The following is a 25,597-nucleotide window of genomic DNA, read 5'->3' as shown; positions in this document are numbered from 1 at the left end:
GGCGCGCCCAGAAAAAAGGCGGATAGTTTAACCGGTGGAACACCCGGATCAGAATGATTATAAGGAAGTACGGCCATGAGGAAGATAAAACAGTGGGTAAATCAATTAAGTGTAAAAATGAAACTGATTTTTTATGGATATTTGATTATCACGCCGGTGTTGATTCTCATATGCGCCGTGCTTCTTTTTTATAACTATAATAAAGACCTGGAGAGCAGACTGGAAAATGACAGGAGCAGTGTCAATGCTCTGGCGGAAAGTATTTTTGTCCTGCAGTCCGATATTAAGGATTTCTCCACCTATTTCTGCATTAACGACGAGGTGCATGCCCTGCTGACCGCGAAAAATGCGGAGGAGCTGAACAAGAATGCAAAACTCTGGCTGGAGGAGGCGCCCATGCAGATCGTGCAGGACATGGTGGCGCTGAAAGGCCATATCAAGACCATTGGCATTTACCCGGAAAACGGGGTGCGCCCTTATCTGCGCTGTATGGATGCCAGCGCCTACGTGCCGGACCTGGAGACCGTTAAGAAGACGGAGGTTTACCGGGATACGCTGGACAGCGACAACGGGATCTTATGGCGGAGTGTGAGCAAATACGATAAAGAAACTTATAATACCAACCGTTCTGATAAGGTAGTCTTATATAGGGGAATCTTCGACCTGACTCAGAAGAAGACGCTGGGGTATATTGTCATCGGTGTCAGCCAGGAGGTCTTTCAGGAGCTGGGGGAGGGGATCCTTCACAGTGACAGGGAAGGCGTGCTGATTCTGGATAAATTCGGCGGTGAGCTCTCGAGAAGCGGCAGCATTCCAAAACAGGTGGCCGAATACTTAAAGTCAGACGATTTTATAAAAGAGGACTACCGGGAACGCAAACACAACTTCACATTTGGAGATTATCAAGTGGTGTGCAGCCAGAAAGAGAAGAATTCCAGCATCGTTGTCAAGGTGGTGCCCCGGTACAGCAGGCAGATGCAGCTGACGGATATCGCCTATATGCCGATTACCCTGATGATCGGAGTTTTGCTGGGGCTCCTTCCCCTGCTCCTCATCATTTCCAATATCGTGACCAGGCCGTTAAAACGGGTCAGCGAGGCCATCGTCAAATTCTCGACCGGTGATTTTGACCAGCGGGTGGAGGTGGAAACGAGGGATGAAGTCGGAGAGGTTGCGGAATGCTTTAACAAAATGGTGGAAGACATCAAGTCACTGATTGACGAAAATTACGTCATTACTCTTCAGGAAAAAGAGAGCGAGCTGGCCGCACTTCAGGCTCAGATTAACCCGCATTTCCTGTATAATACGCTGGATTCCTTATACTGGCAGGCAACGGAAGCGGATAACGACGAGATTGCGGAAAGCATTCTGGCGCTGTCACAGCTGTTCCGTCTCGTTTTAAGCCAGGGGAAGAAGGAAGTCACGGTAGCCCAGGAGATTGAACTGGTCTCCAGGTACTTACAGATACAGAAGATGCGTTTTTCCAGGCGGCTTCACTATGAAATCAATGTGGCAGACGAGGTGAAGGCGGTATATATCCCCAAGCTGATCCTGCAGCCATTTGTGGAAAATGCCATTGTTCACGGGTTTGAAAATGTCAGCACACCCTGTTATCTGACGGTAACCGGACGTCTGGATAAGGGAAAGATCCGGTTTGAGATAAAGGATACGGGAATCGGCATGCGCCAGGACCAGATCGACGATATCTGGGAGGAGGAGCCGGCTCAGTATGCCCGTCAGAGAATCGGGCGGTATGCCATTAAAAATATCAAAGAGCGTCTCGAACTCCGGTATCACGGCGATTTCGAACTGGAGATTCAGAGTGATGTGGGAAAGGGTACCAGAGTGATTCTCTGTATTCCTTTTGAGACGCCGCTCCACTAAGTTCGTGAAAGACCTCACTATACCCGATAAAGCGGGGCACGCTGAGTGGAGATGACATGTATCGCACGTAAGAGACCAAAATACGGTCTCTAAGTGCTTATAACGAGGAGGAACGGAAGTGTCGGTAAAGCTGTTGGTCGCAGATGACGAAGAGGTAATCCGCCGTGGTGTGGCGAAATATATCCGGCTCCATACGGACCGGTTTGACAAGATATATGAGGCTGAAAATGGCCAGGAGGCGATCGACCTGCTCTTAAAGTATCAGCCGGACATTCTGCTTCTGGATGTCCAGATGCCGCTGAAAAATGGCCTCGATGTGATGAAGGAAGCGGAGCGGGCGGGCCTGCATCCCATCGTAGTAATCTTAAGCGGATACGATGAGTTTAAATACGCGCAGCAGGCGCTGCGTTTCGGGGCAAAGGAATACTTACTAAAACCGGCGCGGGCCGCGGATATATTAAAGTGCTTAAACCGGCTGGTGGATGACAGCCTGGGGCTGGAAGAGCCGTGTGTCCAGGAAGAAGAGAACGGGACCAACCAGCTGGTAAAGCGGGCTAAAGAGTACATTGCCGAGCACTACATGGAAAATATCACGCTCAGCGACACCGCGGAGATCCTGGGAATAACCGGAGGCTATCTCTCCACGCTGTTCCAGAAAAGCCTCCAGTGCGGATTTATCGACTACCTCAATCGGGTGCGCATCGAAAGGGCATGCTGCTATCTGGAGCAGAATTACTTTAAGACGTATGAGATTGCGTATAAAGTGGGATTCCGGGATGAGAAGTATTTCTCTAAGGTGTTTAAGAAGGTGATGGGGATGTCGCCGAAGGAGTATAGGATGTCGGTGGATTAGATAGCACTTGTACCATGAGGCGCTATAAAAAGCAGCGGAGAGCAGGAACGGCTTATGCCGTTTACTGCTTCCAACCGCTGCTATAAGATGAATTAAATCAGCCATGCTGGAATATACCAGTTTTTGTCATCAATCGGTATCATGTCTGCGGGCATGCATATGACAGCACCAGTTCCAATCGTCGTTTTCAAGTGGGAAGCACCAGAAAAAACATTCTCTTCGCTGGGTTCCTTTTCAATTGGAGACAGGACGGAGAAATTCTTAACGGCATCCTTTGGGGCAGACCCTTTTTTAATTTCTACAGGTGTGAGAATCCCATCCTGATAGATCAGCAGGTCAATTTCTTTTTTGTTGCTGTCCCGATAAAAGTAAAGGGGCGGCTGTTTTCCGGCGTTGATGTAGCTTTTATAAATCTCTGAAACAACCCAGGTTTCAAAGAACTGTCCAGCCATTGCGCCGCGTTCTAAGGTTTCGGGACTGCTCCACTTTGTTAGATGGGCACATAAACCAGTGTCCAGAAAGTACATTCTCGGTGCTTTAATAACCCGCTTTAAAGCATTGTTAGAGTATGGCTGTATCAGAGCTACTAAGCCGGAAGATACCAATATAGAAAGCCACTGCTTTGCGGTCGGCGCCGATACGCCAACTTCTCCGGCAATGGTTTCATAGTTTACATTGGTGGCAGTTCTTGCAGCAATTACAGACATAAAGTTTAAAAAGGCAGATTCATCGGCTACCTGTGTCAAATCCTTAATATCCCTGCTGATAAAGGTTTCCAGATAAGATTCGTAATACTGCTCCAGATTAACAGCCTCATTTTCGTATAACCGGGGCATAGATCCTTTGAAAATCCTGGAATATACATCATAGATCATCATCGGTTCCATATCATCCATTCGTTTTATCAGCGTTGGAATATCCACCCGGAACGGAGGAAAATGATTTCCTGAAATCTCGCTGTTGGAGAGCCCTGCCATCCTGACTATTCCTGCCCGCCCGGCAAGGGATTCCGTGACTCTTTTCATCATATGAAAGGTCTGAGAGCCGGTAAGCCAAAAATCCCCCGGTCGCTTGTGACGATCTGCATAAATCTTAATGTAGTCAAACAGTTCCGTAGCATACTGTACCTCGTCAATCAGTACAGGCGGCTGATATCGCTGCAAAAACATTTCGGGGTCCCTTTTGGCAAATGCCCGAATGGTTGGGTTATCCAGAGATACAATTTTCCGCTCCTTTTCTGCCATACGGCTTAAAAGAGTAGTTTTACCCACCTGGCGTGGGCCTGTTACAATTAAAACAGGGAAGGTCTGACTGATATTTTTTATTGTGGGTTCAATCGTTCTCTCATAATACATAGTTTATCGTACCTCCTGATTGTAGTATATCCACCATATGGACTTTTATGCAGATAAAAAGTGCGATTTTATTTTTGCATAAATATATCTTGAAGTCAAGAGGTGTAAGTAGAAGTATCATCTATATTTCTTTGTTTCCCCTGTTGAGTTCCTTGACCGAAGAACGTTCAATAAAAGTGGTGTCCAGAAATATGTGACGGGGGGCGTCTCCAGGAGCATTCTTTTCGAGCAGATGATCCAATAGGAAACGGCTTATTTCGGTACCAATGTACTGAATGTTATGTCCAATGGTTGTGATGTTTTCATATTGTGACAGCGGATTTTCGTCGTAGGCGATAACACTTATATCATCAGGAATTTTATAATGCAGTTTCTTTAAGACAATCATAAGGGCCGTAAGAACATCCTGAGTAACGGCAATGATTGCGGTGGGCCTGTATTTTGTGATGGCATCTTCAATGATGGAAGCGGAGTTTTCCAATGGAAGAGGCGATATATAATTACCTTCATACGAATCAATTCTATTAACTGCCAGAGTATGCAGTAAACCCTCTTTTCTGTCTTCTGTAGGGCAGATAAGCATAATATTCCGATGGCCTCTGTCGATCAGATATTGTGTCAGTTTGCTTGTAGCGGCGTAATCATTACACATGATAGAGTCGAATTGTTGATAGGCATTCCCGAGAACCTGAAGGGAATAGACATTTGAAGAATTCAGTAATTCAAGTACATCGGAATCTTCAAACAGCGGGGTGAAGGCAATGGCCTCTACACGTGCGGCAAGAAGCGTTTGCAGATTTTTTAAAAGGCTGCGTTCATAAGTGCTGTTAAATGACAGAATGACCTTATAGTTGAATTTTTCCAACTCTGTCGTGATTACGGCAGCAACCTGGTAGAAAACAGGATTAAAAATGTTGGTAATGACGAGACCAACGGTACGGGAACGGTTAGATTTTAAGCTGCGGGCAACTGTATTGGGGATATATCCCAACTGCCTTGCGGCATCAAGAACTTTTCTTGCAGTGATATCTGTCACGGCATTGCTGTCGGAATATACTCTGGATACCGTCGCTACGGAAACGCCGGCCAATTTTGCAACATCTCTACTGGTTACCAAATTTACACCACCTTAGTTAAATTATCATAAGTAAAACATGCACATAAATAGTTTTGAGACAATGTGCACAAAATATATTGACAAAAGATGTCCGAAATGATATTATCTGAATATAAATTATACTATTAATTGGCTTTTTAGTAAAGAAAAAAACAAAAAAATATTAAAAAGTCTATTTTTTTTAGAAAAGTTGTATACGTTTACATTTTGCTGATTATTAAAATGGGCGATGAAAGGAGGGACAAATTATTTTTTTGGTAAAAAATGTAAACGTATACATTTTAAAACATATGACTAAAAGGAGAAGATAATCTATGAAAAAAAGAATGGTGAGCAGTTTACTGGCAGTGGCAATGATAACGACCCTTCTCGGAGGCTGTGGTACGAAACAGGGGGAGACTACAAAGACGGAACAGGCTGTTGCAGAAACAGAAAAAACAGAAGGAAATACCGATGCGGCTAAGGAATCGGAAGTTTTAGCAGGTGGCACGGAGGTAGAGCTGTCCTTTTGGTATCCAATCAGCCAGGAATCAGAGGCCAACTGGTATGCAATGATGGTTCAGAAATTTAATGAAGAGTATGCGGGCAAGATAAAGATACTTGAAACTGCTAATACACGGGGAGAGTCCTTTGCCTATGAGGATAAAGTCAGCGCTGCCGCTGCAACGAACAGCCTTCCGGATATTCTGATGGCAGATGGACCAAATGTGGCGAGCTATGCATACTCCAATATGTTTATTCCGATAGAAGATTATTTTACGGAAGAGGAAATGAAAGATTTTCTTCCATCGACAATCGCTCAGGGAACGTATGACGGCCATTTCTATGCAGTAGGTATGGGGGAGGGAATTATTAATATTTATTATAATAAGGATATGCTGGATGCAGCCGGTATTACAGCTCCTGAAAAGATTGAGGACGCATGGACATGGGACGAGTATTATGAAGTCTGCAAAAAGTTGACCAAAGATGGTATCTATGGGGGGAATTTTATTCAAGAGAAGAGCGGTGAATGGATTATTGTGGCATTCCAGCCATTTTTAGTTGCGAATGGGGCACAGCTGCTTTCCGACGATGGCAGCAAAGCGGAGGGATATATAAATTCAGAGAAGGCCATCCAGACGGGTATCTATCTCCAGAAGTTTGCAGATGAGGGGCTGATCAATGTCGATCCTACAGCGACAGAGTTTCAGGAAGGCAAATGTGCAACCAAGCTGGCGGGAGCATGGATTATACCAACGCTTGAACAGGCTGATTTTAATTGGGGGGTAACGTATATTCCGCAGAAAGAGGCTTATGCGGGAAGTACATCAGGCGGCTGGACAGTAGGCGTTACGCCAAACTGCCAGAATGCAGATGCAGCCATGGAATTTATTCATTACTTATCCAGTCCTGAGGCCTGTGCAAGCTTTACCGTAGACGGACCGGCTTACCCGCCAGTGCGGTATTCTGCGTATGATTTACTCGATATTTATGATGATGGACCGAATAAGATCATAAAGGAAACTTTATTTGAAGAAGGTCATGCACGTCCGGCCACACCAAACTATCCAATCTTTACACAGAAATTCTCAGAAGCGTTTTACGACATTCTGTTAGGTGCTGATGTGAAGACTTCTCTTGATGATATTGCAAACTCCTTCGATAAAGAGTGGGAAGCAACGTATGCAAAGTAAATAATATGGGAAGGGAGGAAGCCTGGTGAAATGGGTGAGGCAAATTTTAGAAAAATGAAATCCAGCTATTCCAGGAGACAGAGAAATACAGCCTATATTTTTGTAGCACCGGCGTTAATATTACTCTTGCTATTCCTTATTATACCTGCATTTATGGCTTTGGGGTTTAGCTTTACAGACTTTTACGTCCTGGCACCAGATCGTATGGAGATGGTGGGAGTGGATAATTACGCTTCATTGCTCTCGGATGAACTGTTTTTTAAATGTTTACGAAATACTTTTTATTTTACAGTAGTAATTGTGCCGGTTGAAGCAGTAATCGCCATGGGTCTGGCTATTTTAGTAAATCGAAAGATTGTTGGACGGACATTTTTCAGAACCGCCTATTTTGCTCCTGTGATTTCATCATTAACCGTCGTATCCATTTTGTGGGTATGTTTATACAACCCGAATGACGGTCTGTTTAACGCAATTCTGAACATGGTCGGGCTGCCTAGTCAGCGCTTTTTACGAAGCGCTGACCAGGCAATGAATTCTATTCTGGTCATGTCAATCTGGCAGGGAGTTGGCTATCAGATGATCATCTTTATTGCAGGATTAAATGGAATATCACAGGAACTTTATGAGGCGGCGGCCATCGACGGGGCGAATTCCGTGAAGAAGTTCTTCTATATTACACTTCCAGGATTAAGAAATGTGATCTCATTTATTGTGGTTTACGTAACGATTCAGGCATTTAAGGTATTTACACAGCCTTATATTATGACCTTCGGAGGGCCTCAGAACAGCACCAGGACGTTGGTATACTATATTTACCAGCAGGGCTTTCAATATAAGAAGGCTGGCTACGCATCTGCCATGGCAGTAGTCTTTTTCCTGATTGTGGTATTGGTGTCCATGGCGCTTAAACGTCTTTTAATTGAACGGGACTGAGAGGAGGAACGAGAGTGGGAATTAAAAAAAGCAGACTGCTTAACCGAATACTGATGTATACACTCAACATTTTTCTTGCCGTCGTGTTCCTGGCTCCGCTTGTATGGATGGTGGTATCATCAGTAAAACCTGAGGTCAACATATTTGCAGATATGACTTCCGTGAGGGCATTTCTGCCCATTAGCGGGAGCCTCGATAATTACCGGTCTATCCTGGAGAAGGGGGAGATCGTGAGAACAATGCTTAACAGCCTTTATTACGTTACGATTATGATCGGATTGGGATTAATCGTTAATTCCATGTGCGGTTTTGCTCTTGCAAAGCTTCAATTCAGGGGGCGTGATTTTTTGTTCAGCTTGATTGTAGCACTTATTATTATTCCGTTGGAAAGCATTATACTGCCGTTGTACTTTATGATCTTTAAGTTCAAGATGCTGAACACTTTTTCTGCACTTATAGCGCCGTTTACGGCCAACTGCTTCAGTATCTTTCTGTTTCGTCAGTTTTTCGTGGATATTCCGGATTCACTTCTGGAGGCAGCATATATTGATGGAGCGTCTCCTTTAAAGGCATTTTTTAAGATTGTGCTTCCTTTGTCGTTCCCGGTGTACGCGACCGTGTTGATTCTGCAGTTTATCGAACACTGGGGAGACTTTTTATGGCCGGTTTTGGTGACCGACGACAGGACAAAGACCGTGCAGCTGGGACTTCAGACGTTGTTTACGGCCCCTCCAGTTCACTATGGACCAATTTTTGCGGCGTTGACATTAAGCACGCTTCCGGTAGTAGTCATGTTTATTTTCTTCCAGAAGTATTATGTACAGGGTATCGCCCAGTCGGGGATAAAAGGATAGGAAAGGATTACAGAATAAAAATGGGCAATGTAAATAAGAATATAGAAGAAGCTGCGAGGGCGACAGCCTATGTTATGGAGCGGCATGAGGAAATTAAGAATAACCCGCTGAGACAAAAGTATCATTTTGAGGTTCCGGCTGGCTGGTGCAACGATCCTAATGGTTTTTCCATCCTGGGTGGAAAATACCATTTGTTTTACCAGCATATGCCATATGTATCAGAACCAGGTGATTATAAGATGTATTGGGGGCATGCAGTCAGTGAGAATCTGGTAGACTGGGAAGACCTTCCGGTAGCATTGGCACCTGTTGACGAATGTGATGGGGGAGGCTGCTGGTCTGGCTGTGCGCTGGAACTTGATCAGAAGGTATATTTAATGTATACGGGACTCGATGCCCGGAATGGTATGCAGCAGGGGCAGTGTATGGCTGTCAGCGATGATGGGATACATTTTACAAAGACAGAGGACAGTCCTATTTTGGCTGATACTCTTTGCGAAGCAGATAAGAAGGACTTCAGAGACCCTTACATTTGGCGTCAGAACGGGGAGTGGAATATGATTCTGGGATCTACAAAGGATCATTTTGCACAAGCACTCCTTTACCGCTCAAATGACTTAAAAAACTGGCGTTTTATCAATACAATGGCCGAGAGTCTGGGAGAATTGGGGTCTGTATGTGAGTGCCCTAATTTCTTTGAAATTGGGGGAAAACATATCCTGTTTATTTCGCCGCACGGGTTGAATCTAAGAAAGTCGGTATATTTAACCGGGAACTTCGATTATCCGGCCGGAAAGTTTTTCTGGGATACGTATGGGGAAATTGACTGGGGAATGGATTACTATGCACCGCAGGTAATTAAAGACGGAAACGGCCGCTGTATTATGATTGGCTGGATGAACAGCTGGAACTGGATGCCGTGGTGTGACGGCACCTATTATACATCGAAAATGGGCTGGTGCGGTGGAATGGCACTGCCCAGAGAACTGCGTCTGGATGAACTGGGACGGCTGCATTTTGAGCCTGTACAGGAGCTAAAGAATTATCGGACTGAACCGGCAGAAATGGTTTCCGAAACTGCAGGCGAAGAGGGGATCTCCATAGAAACGGCAGATAATTCCCATTGTGAAATGATAATTGATTTTAACTTGAAGGGGACGACGGCTGAAATCATCCAGTTGGAGGTTAAGAGCAATGAAAAGGAGAAGGTTCTTGTAAACTTAAACCTGAAGCTTGGAGAAATAGAATTTGACCGTTCCCATACCTTTGACCATTTGAAGAGTAAAAGACGCTGCTCTTTCCGCTCGGTCAGTGAAACGGCCTGCCGTATTCATGTGTTTATTGATTCCGCATCGGTGGAGTTGTTTACCGATGACTATATGACCTGTATGACAAATACAGTTTATGTTCCAGAAAATGCAGACCGTATTAAAATACGCGGAATAGGCGGTATGGTTAAGATTTTAAAGGTTCAGTCCTGGGCGATCAAAAAAAATTGAAAATTTATATTTCTAAAAAAATATCTCTTGACTCTCACGCTGCGTCATACGTTATAGTAAAAAATGAAGGCGGTGATAACTATGAGACTGACAGTAAGCGAGACAGCAAAATTAACAAATATCAGTGTGCGCACACTCCATTACTATGATGAAATAGGGCTGCTGAAACCAACCGACACGACGGAGGCGGGGTACCGTTATTACGACGAGGAGGCGCTTACAGCGCTGCAGCAGATTTTGCTGTACCGGGAACTGGATTTTCCTCTGAAGGAAATCAAAGACATGTTGTCGAAGCCTGACTATGACCGCCAGGAAGCACTTGCGGCCCATAAGTCGCTGCTCTTGCTGAAGATCGAGCGGCTGCGCCGGCTGACCGGACTGGTGGACAGTATGATGAGAGGAGAAAACACCATGAGTTTTCAGGAATTTGATATGCACGAGATAGAAGAAGCAAAGAAAAAGTACGCGAAAGAAGCGAAGGAACGCTGGGGTGACACGGAGGCGTACCGCGAAAGTGAAAAGAAGACTTCCCACTACGGAGAGGAAAAGTGGAAGGCTTTAAACGGAGAAATGAGTGATATTTTCCGGGAATTTGCGGAGTGCGCCCAGGCTGGTGAGACGCCTGAGGGCAGCCGTGCGGCCGGATTAGTGGAGCGGTGGAGGAGCCATATCACCGAAAACTACTACGAATGCACCCTGGAAATCCTGGAGGGACTGGGAAAAATGTACGTGGGGGACGGACGTTTTAAAGAAAATATCGACCAGTTCGGCGAACACACAGCCGAATTTATGAGCCGGGCGATAGAAAGCTACTGCAAACGGTAAATAATGGAAAATGGGCTGAAAAGCGCCGCAAACGTGGTAAAAACACAAAAACACAGGAAAATAGCAAAAAAGTACACAAAAAACGCTGCGCCATAGCATTGTATAATAGTGCATAATGACATGAAATAAAGAACGCCTAAAAAAGTACAGTATGGTTACAAGAGTATATTTTCATAGTTTTCAGTTTAGAACCTCTTTTGTCAATTGTAATAAATTTTAAGAAATCGGGTGACTTTTAATTAAGAAAAAAATCACAGAAAGAACATTGACTTTAAACGTTTGGAGTGATAAACTGACTCTCGACTTGAGGGCATAGGACAACCGAAAGTCATGACACAATTCTAAGACATAACAAAAAGACACCTATGTAGTCGCAAGGAGGAGAACAATTATGAAACTGACAGCAAAGAAACTCGTACTTACAGGCATCGCGGTATTAACTATGGCATCAATCTCTGCATGTGGCAGCGGTACAACTGCTGAGACAACTGCAGCAACAGAAGCTGAAGTTACAACAGAAGCAACAACAGAAGCAGTTACAACAGAAGAAGCTGCAGATGAGACTACTGAAGGAGAAGCTGCAGACGCAGAGTCTACAGAAGCAGTAGATTCTGAGGATGCTTCCGCAGAAGAGTCTTCTGAAGAAGTTGAAGCTGCATCTCTTGAAGACGCAGAAGCAGTAACAGAAGAAGCTACAACAGCAGCGAACTAATCAGAACTGACATAAGCTGTTACAGCAAAAAAGCAATTTATTTGGGCGGAGACGAGTGTCTCCGCCCTTTCTGATTATAAAAGAAGAAAAAAGTTGACAAACGCTTTCCGTTATAACAGAATAGGGATAACGGGAAAGGAGGCGTCACATGAAGATTACTTATATCCATCACAGCTCTTTTTTAGTGGAGCTGGAATCGGTTTATCTGCTGTTTGATTATACGGAGGGAACGATTCCCGGGATGAAGCGGGAAAAACCACTTCTGGTATTGGCAAGCCACAGGCATGGAGACCACTATTCGCCTGTGATTTTTGATTTGATAAAGGAACATGGAAACGTCAGGTTTGTCCTGTCCAACGATATCTGGAGGAAGCGCCTGCCGGAGGAGGTGCGGCCGCTTACGGATTCCCTAAAGCATGGGGAGACGGCGAAGTACAGGCTGGAGAACGGTATAATCCGGCAGCTCACGGGAACTCCGGAGAATCAGATAGAAGATGGAGTGATATCTGACGCCTGTTTGACCATCCATACTTATAAATCGACGGATGAAGGTGTGGCGTTTCTGATTGAGGCGGAGGGCAAAACCATCTATCATGCGGGAGACTTAAATAACTGGAGATGGGAGGGCGAACCGGATAACTGGAACGACTCCATGGCTAAAAAATACAGTGCTCAGATTGATAAAATGGCCGGAATGCACCTGGATGTGGCTTTTTTGCCGCTGGATCCGAGGCAGGAGGATGATTTTTATCTGGGAATGGACGAATTCCTGCATAAAGTGGATGTGAAACATGTATTTCCCATGCATTGCTGGGGAGATTATTCTGTGATAGGGAAGATCCGGGCACTCGGCTGTTCGGCCGGTTACAGAGACAGGATTGAAGAGATTACTGGGGATGGGGAGGTCTTTACAGAGGAAGATGAACGTTTCGTGTGAGTTAAGCGGGGAGGAACAGCGGGAGATCCTGGACGCCGCCATGCAGGCGGGCCACATTCTGCTGGAAAATGGAGCCGAGATTTTCCGGGTGGAGGAGACGATCGACAGAATTTGCCACTATTACGGAATCGAGTCGGGAAACGCATTTGTGTTGAGCAATGGGATTTTTATTACCTCGGGAAATGAGAGGGAAGAGATCTTTGCAAAGGTCCAGCATATCCCGGTGAGCGGAGTCCATCTAAACCGGGTGGCCGCGGTGAACCAGCTGTCCAGGGAGATCGTGGAGGGGCGGTATACCATAGGCGAAGTGAGGGAACGGCTGGATGAGATCCGCGTCATGCCCGGAAAGACGAAGACCATGCAGATCCTGGCCTCCGGTGTGGGAAGCGCATGCTTCTGTATGCTGTTCGGGGGCAATTTCATGGACAGCGCGGCGGCTTTTGTGTCGGGCGTGCTCCTGTATTTTTACGTGCTGTATATCAGCGGCCCGCATTTATCGAAGATTGTGGGAAATATCGGAGGAGGTGCACTGGTGACCTTTCTCTGTTCCGTGATGTATCTGCTTTCCGTAGGGCAGCACTTGAATTTCATGATTATCGGTTCCATCATGCCTCTGGTGCCGGGAGTGGCGTTTACCAACGCCATACGGGATATCGCAGATGGGGACTACATCTCCGGATCCGTGCGGATGCTGGATGCTCTGCTGGTATTTTTCTGTATTGCCATGGGCGTTGGACTTGTGTTCAGCCTGTTCCGTGGGCTGACGGGAGGTGTGATGCTGTGACACTGCTCATTTCTGTGGCGGCGGCCGTCGGAGGGACGGTATCATTTTCCCTCCTGTTCGGGGTTCCCACAAAGTATTATCCATACTGTGGACTGATCGGCGGAGCCGGATGGGCCGTTTACTCCATTTTGATTCAGAGCAGCACCGCGCCGGCTGCTGCGCTCTTTGCCACGATCGTGGTGATCCTGCTGTCGCGGCTTTTTGCGGTCAGGGAACGGTGTCCGGTCACCATATTTCTGATTTCGGGCCTCTTTCCGCTGGTACCCGGCGCGGGGGTGTACTGGACCGCCTATTATATCGTGACAAATGAGCTGGACAAGGCGTCCCAGACCGGTTATATGGCCCTTAAGGTGGCGGTGGCCATCGTCCTGGGGATCGTGTTTGTGTTTGAACTGCCGCAGGGGATATTCAGGGTGTTTTCGAAGAAAGAAGAGAAACAGGGTAATCCGCGAAGCCGGTAACAGGCCCGGCGGAGTGCTCATCATAAGGAGGTACGGCATGAGGATGCTGATTAAAAATATCCGGATTGTGAGTCCGGGAAATGGACTCGACAGAACGGGTTCTATCGTAATTTCGGACGGAACCATTCTTCGCGTGGGAGACTGCGCGGAGACGGACGGTGAATTTGACACGGTCATCGACGGCAAAGGGCTCGTCGCGGCGCCGGGACTCGTGGATGTACACGTGCATTTCCGGGATCCGGGGCTTACGTATAAAGAAGATATTCATACCGGCGCTGCCGCTGCGGCAAAAGGCGGTTTCACGACGGTTGTCTGCATGGCGAATACGAAGCCGCCGGTGGATAATGTGGAGACGCTCCGGTACGTTATCGAGGAGGGAAAGAAGACCGGGATTCATGTGCTTCAGGCCGCCGCGGTGACAGTGGGACTCGCCGGGAAGGAACTGACCGACATGGAGGCGCTGAAGGCCCATGGGGCGGCAGGCTTTACTGACGACGGGATACCGATCATGGATGAGAAGCTTTTAAAGACAGCCATGGAGGAGGCGGCGTGTCTGGATCTTCCGCTAAGCTTCCATGAGGAAGACCCGGCGTTTATTGTCAACAATGGAATTAACCACGGCGCTGTCTCGGACGAGCTGGGGATCTATGGCTCACCGGCACTGGCGGAGGATTCTCTGGTAGCCCGCGACTGCATGATCGCCCTGCACACAGGGGCCGCGGTGGACATTCAGCATATCAGCTCCGAGGGAGCCGTGCGGATGGTGAAGCTGGCGAAGGAGCTGGGAGCGCGGGTATACGCGGAGGTTACGCCGCACCATTTTACACTGACGGAAAACGCGGTTCTGGAGCATGGGACTCTGGCGAAGATGAATCCGCCTCTCCGGACGGAAAGGGACCGCCAGGCCATTATAGAGGGATTAAAGAACGGCAGCATCGATATGATTGCCACGGATCACGCCCCGCACAGTGCAGAAGAGAAGGCCAGACCGCTGACGCAGGCGCCCAGCGGGATTATCGGGCTTGAGACGGCGCTGGGGCTGGCAGTCACGAATCTGGTTCGCCCGGGCCATTTAAGCCTGCTTGAGCTGATGGAGAAGATGAGCCTGAATCCGGCGAAGCTCTACCATCTGGATTCCGGTTCCGTGGAAGAAGGTAAGGCGGCGGACCTGGTGCTGTTTGATCCGGAGGAAGAGTGGACCGTAGGGGAATTTGCGTCGAAATCCTCTAATTCCCCGTTTACCGGAAGCAGACTGTACGGAAAAGTAAAATACACGATCTGCGGCGGGAAAATCGTTTATCGGGACGGAGAATAAGGCCGGAGGGGGAAGATTTGATGAATAAATATACGACTATCCTTTTCGATGTGGACGGAACGCTTCTCGATTTCGATTCCGCGGAGGAAAATGGGCTTGCCAGTGTGTTTAAAGAGTATGAAGAAAGCGGAGCATACCGGACAGCGGATTTAATCGGGACGTACCGCAGGGTGAACCGCGATCTGTGGGACGCCTATGAGAAAGGTCTCATCACGAAGGACCATATTACGGATACCAGATTCGGCGCCGTATTTGAGGCCCACGGCATTACTGCCGACGGGATACAGACCGAGCACAATTACAGGGAAATCCTGAATCATACGGCGATTGTCATGCCGGAGGCCGTGGAGGTGCTGGAGTATTTGCAGGATCGGTATGACCTGTATGTGGTGACAAACGGTTTTACGGAGACTCAGAAGATGCGGATGGCGGATTCCGGTCTGGACCGGTACTTTAAGAAATCCTTTATTTCAGAGGAAGTCGGGTATCAGAAGCCGCAGAAAGAGTATTTTGACTGCTGCTTTGAGGCCATGCTGGGAGCGGAGAGAGAACGGACCCTGATCGTGGGAGACTCCTTAAACTCGGATATAAAAGGTGGAAATACAGCGGGAATCGACACCTGCTGGTTTAATCCGCAGGGGGCTGTTCTTACCGCTGGTGTCAAGGTTGACCGGGAGATCCGGTCGCTTAAGGAGCTGAAGGAATTTTTGTAGTCAGCAGGCGGAACTGCCTGATAGATTGTCTGATTTGTGTAAAGGGAGGGCGTGCATGGGGATAAATGGAGGTGAAAACGGAATGTTTGTGGATTATGACCACAGCATTGTGAGTCTGAGCTGTTCGATACTGAAGCATTATGGGGCAGAATACCACCATAAGACGTTCGAACCGATGGATGAGCTTCTTCAGCACCCATACAAGCATGTGGTGATTATGCTGTTTGATGGCCTGGGGATGGAGGTGCTCCGCCGCCATCTGCCTGAAAACAGTTTTTTAAGGAGCCACGCGCTTGGGGAACTGTCCTCGGTCTTTCCGCCGACCACCACGGCCGCGACGACTTCCATCGAGAGCGGCTTAACACCGGCGGAACACGGATGGCTCGGCTGGAATCTGTATTTCCCTGAACTGGGCGATATCGTTTCGCTCTTTCCCAACACCCGGAGAGGTACGCAGGAGCAGGCCGCAAAGTTCCATGCGGCGAGACAGTATCTGCGGTACCGAACGGTCTATGAGAAAATAGAGGAGACGGGGAATGCAAAAGCATATGTCGTCTCTCTGTACGGCTCCGCCAGAATTACCAAATATGAGGAGCTGTTTGACACGGTAAAAGGCCTGTGCGGGAAAGAAGAAAGAAACTATATTTATGCCTACTGGGGTGAACCGGATTATACGATGCACGACGCCGGATGCTGTCATGAGTCGGTTACTGAAATTATCAGGGACATTGACCAGCGCGTTGAGCGGCTCTGCCGTGACCTCGAGGATACGCTTCTCATCGTGACGGCCGATCACGGTCACGGAGATACCGGATATTTCCTGATCCGGGATTATCCCGAACTGGACCGGATGCTGGAGCGCCCGCCTGTGATAGAAGCCAGGGCGGCGTCCTTCTATGTGAAACAGGAATACCTGGCGCAGTTTCCGGATCTGTTTAAACGGCTCTTTGGGGATCAGTTTTTGCTGCTGTCCAAAGACGCGGTTCTGGGGCAGAATATATTCGGAGGCGGTGTTCCCCATCCGAGATTGCCGGAGCTTATGGGCGACTATCTGGCGGTAGCGGTAAGCTGCATGGGGATCAATTACGAAGACAGCGACAGTAAATGGAAGTCCAATCACTCAGGCTTTACGGAACGGGAGATGAAGGTTCCTTTTATCGCGGTGGAAAAAAGGTAACGAATGAAATGAATCAACATTATGAGCAAATAAGGAGGTACAAAATATGCTGCAGGCAGGAACAAAAGCACCAGATTTTACATTGAACGATAAGGACGGCAATCCCGTAACACTCTCCTCTTTTCTGGGGAAGAAGGTGGTTCTCTATTTTTATCCGAGGGATAACACACCGGGCTGCACCCGTGAGGCGTGTGCCTTTGCCGGCGCATATGCGGGATATCAGCAGAGGGGCGTGGAAGTCATCGGAGTGAGCAAGGACAGCGTAAAGAGCCACAGCAGCTTTGCCCAGAAACATGAACTGCCCTTCATTCTGGTATCCGATCCGGAGCTGGAGGCCATAAAGGCGTATGACGTCTGGCAGGAGAAAAAGCTTTATGGAAAAGTGTCCATGGGCGTTGTCAGAAGCACCTTTGTGATCGATGAGAATGGTGTGATCGAAAAGGTCTTCGAGAAAGTAAAACCGGATACGAATGCACAGGAGATCCTGGAGTATCTGGATGAAAAGGCAAATGCATAAAGAAGGTACGCCGAAAAACCGGGGGCAGTGACAGCCTCCGGTTTTTCGCTGTTTACAGGCTGCGTTCCAAATCAAAGAAATTATAAAAAATCTTCTTTACAGAAATACTTTAGTGTGCTACCATGGTAGCACATGAAAATGCAGAGGAGGAAACAACAATTATGAAGAAGAGCGTTATGGTAATGGTGGCAGCCCTGGGGCTGATGGCAATGGTATCCGGGTGTTCCGGACAGGCGGCCGGTAATACGGCGGCGGAGACAGCAGAAACGACTGGAAAAGCGGCGGATACGACGGCAGTGGAGGCTGATGCGGATACCAGTGCGGATACGAAGGCACCCGAGGCGGAGGCTTCTGAGGCAGGAGCCGCGGGCGGTACATTTACAGTAGGATTTGATCAGGAATTTCCGCCTATGGGGTTTGTGGGCGATGATGGAGAGTACACCGGTTTTGACCTGGAGGTGGCAAAGGAGGTCGCTGAACGTCTCGGACTGGAGTTTGTTCCCCAGCCGGTTGACTGGGCGGCAAAGGATATGGAGCTGGAGTCCGGTAATATCGACTGTATCTGGAACGGATTTACCATGACAGGCCGTGAGGACGATTATACATGGTCGGAAGCCTATATGGCGAATCAGCAGGTATTTGTGGTGACAGCGGAGTCCGGCATCAAGACTCTGGCGGATTTGGCCGGAAAGGTAGTGGAGGTTCAGGCGGAGTCCTCCGCGGAAGCGGCATTAAAAGACGATCCGGATCTGACGGGGACATTTGGGACGCTTCAGACGACACCGGACTATAATACGGCCTTTATGGATTTACAGATGGGAGCGGTCGATGCCATCGCCATGGACGAGGTAGTGGCCCGTTTCCAGATCGAGCAGAGACAGGTTGATTTCATCGTATTGGATGAGACGCTTGCCGCGGAAAACTATGCGGTTGGATTCAAGAAGGGAAATGACACCTTAAAGGATCAGGTTCAGGAACAGCTGGAAGCACTGGCGGCAGACGGTACCCTGGCGAAGATATCCGAGAAGTGGTTCGATAAAGATATCACAACGATTGGTAAATAGAGACAGGGGAAGACCATGACTTTAACGAAGATTTTTTCACAGCTGGCAGGAGGCATGTGGATCAGCATCCAGATATTTTTTGTGACGCTTATTTTTTCCCTGCCTCTGGGACTTTTCATATCCTTTGGCAGGATGTCGAAAAATCCTGTAATCAGAACCATTGTAAAATTTTATATTTCAGTCATGAGAGGGACCCCTCTGATGCTGCAGCTGATGGTGGTTTATTTCGGCCCATACTATCTGTTCAAAATAAAAGTGGGGAATAATTACCGCCTCTGGGCGGCCTTTATCGGCTTTGTCGTCAACTACGCGGCATATTTTGCGGAGATATACCGGAGCGGGATCCAGTCCATGCCGGTTGGCCAGTATGAGGCGGCGAAGCTGCTGGGATATTCGAAGACACAGACATTTTTCCGGATTATATTTCCGCAGGTGATGAAACGGATTCTCCCCTCGGTAACGAACGAGGTGATCACGCTGGTCAAGGACACCTCCCTGGCATTTACCATCAGCGTCCTGGAGATGTTTGCGGTGGCAAAGGCACTGGCGTCCTCCCAGACAAGCCTGATTCCGTTTGTGGCGGCGGGCCTGTTCTACTACATATTTAATCTGCTGGTGGCTGTCATCATGGAAACCGTGGAAAAACGGCTGAATTACTATCAATAAGGGGAGGAGAAACCATATGTATCTGCTGGAAATGAATCATATCAAGAAATCATTTGACGGCCAGGGCGTACTGAAAGACATCTCCTTAGCGGTAGCGGAAGGCGAGATTGTCTCCATCATCGGTCCGTCCGGATCGGGCAAGTCCACGCTGCTTCGCTGTGCGACGATGCTGGAGCGGATGGACAGCGGCGAGCTGCTGTACCTGGGCGAAAAGGCGGCCTGGAACGGCCCTGACGGAACCGCCGTCTATGCAGGAAAGGAAAAACAAAAGGAAATCCAGGGAAATTACGGCCTCGTTTTCCAGAATTTTAACTTATTTCCCCATTACAATGTGCTGAAAAATATCATCGACGCGCCGATCCATGTGCAGAAGCGAAAATCAGAGGAGGTAATCCGCGAGGCGTACGACCTGCTTCGCAAGATGGGACTGGAGGACAAGGCGGAGGCATACCCCTGCCAGCTCTCCGGCGGCCAGTGCCAGCGTGTTGCCATCGCAAGGGCTCTCGCCTTAAACCCCAAGATCCTGTTCTTTGACGAGCCCACCTCTGCGCTGGACCCGGAGCTTACGGGCGAGGTGCTGAAGGTGATCCGTTCTCTGGCCGATTTACAGATCACCATGGTGATCGTGACTCATGAGATGGCATTTGCCAGAGACATCTCGGACCGCGTCATCTTCATGGCGGATGGGCTGATCGTGGAAGAGGGGACGCCGGAGGAGGTTTTCGCCTCCAATAATGAGCGCACGCAGAACTTTTTGGGCCGGTACGGGGATGGCTACGGTTCTCTCAAAAATTAAGAAAAAAGCAAAGCAATTTTCACAATCGGATGATATACTATGAGCACTTGACAAAGCTACTTATGGTACATAGCAGAAAGAAGAGGATGCGAATGAAACGAACACTGATTGTGATAATGGCGCTCTGCGCGGCCCTTGCTTTTACGGCCTGCGGAAAATCTTCCAGTAATACAGAGACGACACCGGCACCCACCACAGCGGAACCGGAGACGAAGGAACCGGCGACGACACCGGCCGCGACGCTGGAGGCGCCGGGCAACACTGCGGAGTTTAAGATTTTGACGTGCAGCGTGGAATCGGTATCGGATACGCTGGAGGACATGACGGTCAAAAACGGCGATACGGAAGTGAAATTTAACTTAAACGGCGTGGTGATCGAGACCACCTATGAGCTGAAGGAGGGGACCTCTGTCTCCATCATTTACAAGGGAGAGATCTCCGGAGACGACGCCGCCAATGCAAAGATTGTGCTGGTGCTGGATGCCCAGGAGAATATGGAAGTGAAGACCATGACCGGAAGCGTAACGGACCAGGCCATGAGCAGCTTTACGATCCGGGACGATAAAGGGGAAGAAACAGGCTTCTTAAAAGATAACTGCGAGGGCCTTAATACCGGCGTTCTCGGCCAGGCCACAGACGACAGCAACGGCAGCGGCGCCAGGGTAAAAGTAACGTATGTGACAGTGACCTACGATGCGGGCAGCGAGTCCAATTTCCCGCTTAAAGTAGAGTCCGCCAAATAGATTTTAATGGTAGCATAGCTACTATGTCATTCTGGGTTTTGTATTCTGGACTCAGAATGTGGATTGAAATAATGCATCCAGCTGAAAATCACCGGATTTACAGGCTTTTTTGATAAAAGGCTTGCAAATTCGGGATTTTCATGTAAAATAAGAGAGATGAGAGACGGGGCCTTATGAGCCCTGTTTTGTGTGAGCGGAAACTCCCGCAGCGGGTGCCTGCTCACTGGAAATAATGACAGAGCGAGCGGCGGTTATAAGAAAGGAATTTATTGGGAATGATTAGTGCGAATAATGTAACCTTACGTATTGGCAAGAAGGCATTGTTTGAAGATGTAAATATTAAATTTACGGAAGGCAACTGCTACGGCATGATCGGTGCCAATGGTGCAGGAAAATCAACGTTTTTAAGAATTTTATCAGGACAGCTGGAGCCGACGAGCGGCGACATCGTGATGACACCTGGCCAGCGTCTTTCCTTCCTCCAGCAGGACCATTTTAAATATGACGAGTACCAGGTTCTGGACACCGTTATCATGGGAAATGCCAGACTGTATGAGATTATGAAAGAAAAAGATGCCATCTATATGAAGGAAGAATTCACAGATGAAGACGGCATCAAGGCGGCTGAGCTGGAAGGCGAGTTTGCCTCCATGGACGGCTGGGAAGCGGAGTCCGACGCGGCCAACTTATTAAACGGCCTTGGAATCGAGACAGAGTTTCACTACAAATACATGAAGGAATTAAACGGCGCCCAGAAGGTAAAGGTACTGCTTGCCCAGGCGTTATTCGGCAACCCGGATATCCTGCTTCTCGACGAGCCGACGAACCATTTGGACCTCGATGCCATCGCATGGCTGGAGGAGTTCCTGATTAACTTTGAAAACACGGTAATCGTGGTATCCCATGACCGTTATTTCTTAAATAAAGTCTGCACCCAGATCGCGGATATCGACTACGGCAAGATTCAGCTGTATGCCGGTAACTATGATTTCTGGTATGAGTCCAGCCAGCTGATGGTGAAGCAGATGAAAGAGGCAAACCGGAAGAAGGAAGAGAAGATCAAGGAGCTGCAGGAATTTATCCAGCGTTTCTCCGCCAATGCTTCCAAGTCCAAGCAGGCGACCTCCAGAAAACGTGCTCTTGAAAAGATCGAACTGGATGATATCAAGCCATCCAGCCGTAAATATCCGTATATTGATTTCCGCCCGGCCCGTGAGATCGGAAACGAAGTGCTGACCGTACAGAATTTATCCAAGACGATCGACGGCGTGAAGGTGCTCGACAATATCTCCTTTATCTTAAACAGAGAAGATAAGGTAGCCCTGGTTGGCCCCAACGAGCAGGCGAAGACGGTTCTGTTCAAGATTCTTTCCGGCGAGATGGAACCGGATGAAGGCGATTATAAGTGGGGACTGACCACAAGCCAGTGCTATTTCCCGAAGGACAACAGCGCGGAGTTCAACAACGATGACACCATCGTGGACTGGCTGACACAGTACTCTCCTGAAAAGGAAGCGACCTATGTCCGCGGATTCCTGGGACGTATGCTGTTTGCGGGAGAGGATGGCGTGAAGAAGGTCCGTGTCTTATCCGGTGGTGAAAAGGTCCGCTGTATGCTTTCCAAGCTGATGATCTCCGGCGCCAACGTGCTGATGCTCGACGAGCCGACCGACCATCTGGACATGGAGTCCATCACGGCGTTAAACAACGGCCTGGTGAAGTTCCAGGGCGTGCTGCTCTTTTCCTCCCGTGACCATCAGATCGTGGAGACGACCGCTAACCGTATCATGGAGATCGTGAACGGCCAGCTGATCGATAAGATCACCACGTACGACGAGTACCTGGCCAGCGATGAGATGGCGCGTAAGAGACAGGTATTTACACTGACCGATGAGCAGATGCAGGAGAATGAATAAAGTAAGTGAATAAAGTAAGACTTATCATAAAGTAAAGAATCGCCTGGGGATTATCTCTCCAGGCGATTCTTCCGTTTGCATGCTATTCCTTGACAATGGCGTTCGGGTAGATCCACTCCATCCTCTTATCCGGAAAATGATCATCCAGGAAGTAGTCGATGGAGTTGGCGGCTTCCCGGCCCGTCTGCCGGTCCGAGTAGCGCGCCAGTGCCATGGCTGAAATCACGATGTTTACCGTCATGAAGACGATCATGCACCAGCTTAATAATTTCCCTGCCTTGACCGGAACCCGTTCAATGAGACCCGAGATGCGCGGATAAAGAAGCTTGATCCAGATGACGGCCGCCAGGCCCCAGAAGAAGCAGTACAGCAGGTTGATTCTACCTCCCAGGTTGAAGGGCAGTTTGCTGTAATCCCAGAATACGGTGCCGAAGGCGATCTCCGTGAACACGCTGCAGATGTACTCATAGGCGCCGCCTACCACAGTACCGAATAGGAAAATATACCGGTCGTCACGGTCCTTATACTTATGAAGCATCATGGTGAGGACCACAACGCCCAGCCCCCACACGACGCTGAAGGGTCCATAGACAACACTGCTGCGGCTCATCAGGATTCCGGAGGTGACGTAGCAGAAGATCGTCTCAGTGATATCTCCCAGGAACGCTCCGATAAAGAACAGCCATACGAGCTTATGGAACGAACAGCCGTCGGCGAAGACGGCTGGAGCTGCCTCGCAGGAACGTGTTTTTGCTCGGGAGACGGAGTCGGTCTCAGCCGCAGTGCTTTCCGGCGCTGCTCCGGGATGGGCCTTAGCCATTCGTCGTTCAATTCGGGTAAAAATGGAGCGCGCCAGTCTGTTGGAAATCTGCTGCATTCCCTCAGCCAGCTCTTCCACGCGGGTGTTGTATTTCTGTACCTGGAAGACCACACCGAGTACGCTGATAAAATCCATGGCCAGGATGACGAGACCGGCGATGAGGATAATCTGTCCGGCCAGCGCTGGAACCCGGCTGATGACCATATGGATCAATGGATGAATAAAACGGAGAGTAAGCGCCGCTCCCACGCCCCAAAGGGCTGAAAATGGGATACAGACGTAACCGCCCAGATTGTATTTATAATCAGAATAGTCCCACCACCGCTTCTTAAACAGCTTTTCCATCAGCGCCCCGGTGAAGAACTCCAGGATCGTGGCGATGACGGCGCTTCCGATGGCCAGGAAGACGAGACTCTCTCTCAGAGAACTGAAAAAGGTCAGAATCAGAATCATGCCGATGCCGTAAACCGGGCAGAGAGGGCCATTTAAAACGCCGCGGTTATAGAAATGCTTTTTTTTCAGAGCCGCATAGGCAATTTCCATGCACCAGCCCAGAAATGAATAGATGAAAAAATAAGAGATCAGTTGAAAAAGTGCTTCATTCATATGTACAGATCCTTTCCGCAAACCAAAGTATGGGGCTTATGGCATATGATACCATAAGCCCCATACCGTTGCAAGGGAAATGAAACCTGTAACCTACTTCCGCATCAAGATTTCAATATAAGCAAGAATGAGCGGTGCGATGCCCTTCGCTTCGTTTTTCACAATAGGCTCCCGCATATAATATTCAAAGGTGCCTTCCCGGTTCTCGGTGTTGCCGAGGCCGGCTACGAGGCAGATGCCATCCAGCTGTAATTCGCCGTTTTCTTCGGAGAGATACTTGTCACAGATGCCCTGGAATGCCTTCTCGCCAAATGGAAGATACGTGTCCGGCAGATAGCCCAGGCGGACGCTCTTCATAATTGCATAGGCGAAGATGGCGGAACCGGAGGTCTCTAAGTAATTGGGGCTGATGCCGCCGCGGTTCACGACCTGATACCACATGCCGGCCGCTTCGTCCTGGTAAGGAAGCATGGCGTCAATCAGTTCCCGATATATGGTGTTTAATTCGGTGCGCTGTTCCATTAAGGAATCCGGCATGATTTCCATGGTGTCGATGAGCGCCATGGAGAACCAGCCCAGCGCGCGGAGCCAGAAGTTATCGGAGAGTCCGGTCACCCTGTCGCACCAGAACATCTTCCGGGAGTCATCATAGGCGTGGTAGTAAAGGCCATTCAGCGGTTCCCGCATCAGCTGCCGGACATTTTTAAACTGATCAATAATGTCCATGCAGTTTTTGCAGCCATTGTATTCCACTTCATACTGCATATAGAAGGGAAGCGCCATGTAGAGCCCGTCCAGCCAGATCTGGTTGGGGTAGATCAGCTTGTGCCAGAAGTTGCCGGTAGAGGTGCGGGGCTGGCCGAGGATCTGGCTGTGCACGGTGTCGATTCCCTTCCGGTATTTCTCTTTTCCGGTCAGCTTATATAAATCGAACAGGGTCTTGCCTGCATTTACATTGTCCAGATTATATTCTTCCGGGTCGTAGGAAACAATGGAGCCGTCCTCGCGGACGAAGTGATCGATGAAGTGATCGGCGAATTCTAAGTATCTGCTGTTTTCTGTAATGTGGTAGAGTTCGAGAATGGCCTTGATCATGCAGCCATCCATATAGTTCCATTTGGCCGGAGCCGATGCATCGCTCTCTTCCTTATACCAGATCGGTGATTCAGGGGTACTCTGATCTAATAATTGATGAATATAGCGGTCCAGTATTTCCATATTGAATACTCCTTTTCTGTATATGAAAAAAATAAAAGATTGAAAATTCAAACGTTTGCAGTTTCTATTATAATATCATATATTTTAAAAAATAAAATTAGTAAATATATATAAAAAGTTGATGAAATGATATGCATAATACACAATTGACATGGG

Annotated in this window: 24 protein-coding genes; 20 read left to right on the top strand and 4 right to left on the bottom strand. The window is 48.4% G+C overall.

Translation table 11 applies throughout. The annotated features are described in order from the left end of the window. The first annotated feature begins 75 nt into the window (after positions 1–75). Together H8S80_RS26755 and H8S80_RS26750 are read left to right on the top strand one after the other, a co-directional pair. Positions 76–1,884, top strand: a complete 1,809-nt coding sequence (locus H8S80_RS26755) for a sensor histidine kinase (protein ID WP_117632966.1) — start codon at positions 76–78, stop codon at positions 1,882–1,884. A 118-nt stretch (positions 1,885–2,002) separates the two neighbouring features. Continuing rightward, positions 2,003–2,737 (top strand): response regulator transcription factor, encoded by a 735-nt coding sequence (locus H8S80_RS26750; protein ID WP_002605288.1) that lies wholly within the window; start codon positions 2,003–2,005, stop codon positions 2,735–2,737. A 92-nt stretch (positions 2,738–2,829) separates the two neighbouring features. Here H8S80_RS26750 and H8S80_RS26745 read toward each other — a convergent pair whose 3' ends face one another. Together H8S80_RS26745 and H8S80_RS26740 are read right to left on the bottom strand one after the other, a co-directional pair. Further along, complete coding sequence (locus H8S80_RS26745) at positions 2,830–4,092, bottom strand: ATP-binding protein (protein ID WP_117632967.1); 1,263 nt, start codon at positions 4,090–4,092, stop codon at positions 2,830–2,832. 121 nt (positions 4,093–4,213) lie between these two features. Then, positions 4,214–5,209, bottom strand: a complete 996-nt coding sequence (locus H8S80_RS26740) for a LacI family DNA-binding transcriptional regulator (protein WP_117621919.1) — start codon at positions 5,207–5,209, stop codon at positions 4,214–4,216. 314 nt (positions 5,210–5,523) lie between these two features. On the opposite strand from H8S80_RS26740, the gene H8S80_RS26735 reads away from it, so the two are divergent. The 18 genes from H8S80_RS26735 (at position 5,524) to H8S80_RS26650 (ending at position 22,797) form a co-directional block, all read left to right on the top strand. Next, positions 5,524–6,885, top strand: a complete 1,362-nt coding sequence (locus tag H8S80_RS26735; protein ID WP_117632968.1) for an ABC transporter substrate-binding protein — start codon at positions 5,524–5,526, stop codon at positions 6,883–6,885. Between the two features lie 210 nt (positions 6,886–7,095). Further along, a complete protein-coding gene (locus tag H8S80_RS26730) occupies positions 7,096–7,818 on the top strand; it encodes a carbohydrate ABC transporter permease (RefSeq protein WP_333490855.1) in 723 nt (240 codons plus the stop codon). 14 nt (positions 7,819–7,832) lie between these two features. Beyond that, positions 7,833–8,672 carry a carbohydrate ABC transporter permease gene (locus H8S80_RS26725; protein WP_243007975.1) on the top strand — a complete coding sequence of 280 codons (840 nt, stop codon included), beginning with the start codon at positions 7,833–7,835 and terminating at the stop codon, positions 8,670–8,672. 20 nt (positions 8,673–8,692) lie between these two features. Then, on the top strand, positions 8,693–10,171 hold the full coding sequence (locus H8S80_RS26720) for a glycoside hydrolase family 32 protein (RefSeq protein ID WP_117632970.1): 1,479 nt from the start codon (positions 8,693–8,695) through the stop codon (positions 10,169–10,171). An 81-nt stretch (positions 10,172–10,252) separates the two neighbouring features. Next, positions 10,253–10,996 (top strand): MerR family transcriptional regulator, encoded by a 744-nt coding sequence (locus tag H8S80_RS26715; protein WP_117632971.1) that lies wholly within the window; start codon positions 10,253–10,255, stop codon positions 10,994–10,996. Positions 10,997–11,387: 391 nt separating this feature from the next. After that, complete coding sequence (locus H8S80_RS26710) at positions 11,388–11,708, top strand: hypothetical protein (RefSeq protein ID WP_117632972.1); 321 nt, start codon at positions 11,388–11,390, stop codon at positions 11,706–11,708. Between the two features lie 148 nt (positions 11,709–11,856). Then, positions 11,857–12,645 (top strand): MBL fold metallo-hydrolase, encoded by a 789-nt coding sequence (locus H8S80_RS26705; RefSeq protein WP_117632973.1) that lies wholly within the window; start codon positions 11,857–11,859, stop codon positions 12,643–12,645. Further along, positions 12,629–13,429 carry a threonine/serine exporter family protein gene (locus H8S80_RS26700; RefSeq protein ID WP_025529767.1) on the top strand — a complete coding sequence of 267 codons (801 nt, stop codon included), beginning with the start codon at positions 12,629–12,631 and terminating at the stop codon, positions 13,427–13,429. The genes H8S80_RS26705 and H8S80_RS26700 overlap by 17 nt, the downstream gene beginning before the upstream one ends. 2 nt (positions 13,430–13,431) lie before the next feature. After that, positions 13,432–13,890, top strand: a complete 459-nt coding sequence (locus tag H8S80_RS26695) for a threonine/serine exporter family protein (RefSeq protein WP_025529766.1) — start codon at positions 13,432–13,434, stop codon at positions 13,888–13,890. A 43-nt stretch (positions 13,891–13,933) separates the two neighbouring features. Then, on the top strand, positions 13,934–15,205 hold the full coding sequence (locus H8S80_RS26690) for a dihydroorotase (RefSeq protein ID WP_117633002.1): 1,272 nt from the start codon (positions 13,934–13,936) through the stop codon (positions 15,203–15,205). A 20-nt stretch (positions 15,206–15,225) separates the two neighbouring features. Then, the gene (locus tag H8S80_RS26685) at positions 15,226–15,918 is read left to right on the top strand and encodes a YjjG family noncanonical pyrimidine nucleotidase (protein ID WP_117632974.1); all 693 of its coding nucleotides are present in this window, start codon (positions 15,226–15,228) and stop codon (positions 15,916–15,918) included. A gap of 55 nt (positions 15,919–15,973) precedes the next feature. Beyond that, positions 15,974–17,095 carry an alkaline phosphatase family protein gene (locus H8S80_RS26680; RefSeq protein WP_117632975.1) on the top strand — a complete coding sequence of 374 codons (1,122 nt, stop codon included), beginning with the start codon at positions 15,974–15,976 and terminating at the stop codon, positions 17,093–17,095. 46 nt (positions 17,096–17,141) lie between these two features. Next, positions 17,142–17,612 carry a thioredoxin-dependent thiol peroxidase gene (gene bcp, locus H8S80_RS26675; protein ID WP_002605279.1) on the top strand — a complete coding sequence of 157 codons (471 nt, stop codon included), beginning with the start codon at positions 17,142–17,144 and terminating at the stop codon, positions 17,610–17,612. 161 nt (positions 17,613–17,773) lie between these two features. Continuing rightward, the gene (locus H8S80_RS26670) at positions 17,774–18,676 is read left to right on the top strand and encodes an amino acid ABC transporter substrate-binding protein (protein ID WP_117632976.1); all 903 of its coding nucleotides are present in this window, start codon (positions 17,774–17,776) and stop codon (positions 18,674–18,676) included. Between the two features lie 15 nt (positions 18,677–18,691). Next, complete coding sequence (locus H8S80_RS26665) at positions 18,692–19,342, top strand: amino acid ABC transporter permease (RefSeq protein ID WP_025529760.1); 651 nt, start codon at positions 18,692–18,694, stop codon at positions 19,340–19,342. A 16-nt stretch (positions 19,343–19,358) separates the two neighbouring features. After that, a complete protein-coding gene (locus H8S80_RS26660; protein WP_002605276.1) occupies positions 19,359–20,138 on the top strand; it encodes an amino acid ABC transporter ATP-binding protein in 780 nt (259 codons plus the stop codon). A 92-nt stretch (positions 20,139–20,230) separates the two neighbouring features. Beyond that, on the top strand, positions 20,231–20,881 hold the full coding sequence (locus H8S80_RS26655) for a hypothetical protein (RefSeq protein ID WP_117632977.1): 651 nt from the start codon (positions 20,231–20,233) through the stop codon (positions 20,879–20,881). A 275-nt stretch (positions 20,882–21,156) separates the two neighbouring features. Next, positions 21,157–22,797 (top strand): ABC-F family ATP-binding cassette domain-containing protein, encoded by a 1,641-nt coding sequence (locus H8S80_RS26650; RefSeq protein WP_002605274.1) that lies wholly within the window; start codon positions 21,157–21,159, stop codon positions 22,795–22,797. 82 nt (positions 22,798–22,879) lie between these two features. Here H8S80_RS26650 and H8S80_RS26645 read toward each other — a convergent pair whose 3' ends face one another. After that, positions 22,880–24,223, bottom strand: coding sequence for a putative ABC transporter permease (locus H8S80_RS26645; protein WP_117632978.1), 1,344 nt, complete (start codon positions 24,221–24,223; stop codon positions 22,880–22,882). A gap of 93 nt (positions 24,224–24,316) precedes the next feature. After that, positions 24,317–25,441, bottom strand: a complete 1,125-nt coding sequence (locus H8S80_RS26640) for a glycoside hydrolase family 88/105 protein (RefSeq protein ID WP_117632979.1) — start codon at positions 25,439–25,441, stop codon at positions 24,317–24,319. Positions 25,442–25,597: the final 156 nt, after the last annotated feature.

This window comes from Hungatella sp. L36 (genome assembly GCF_014288035.1).
This window is presented reverse-complemented; position numbering and strand designations above follow the sequence as displayed.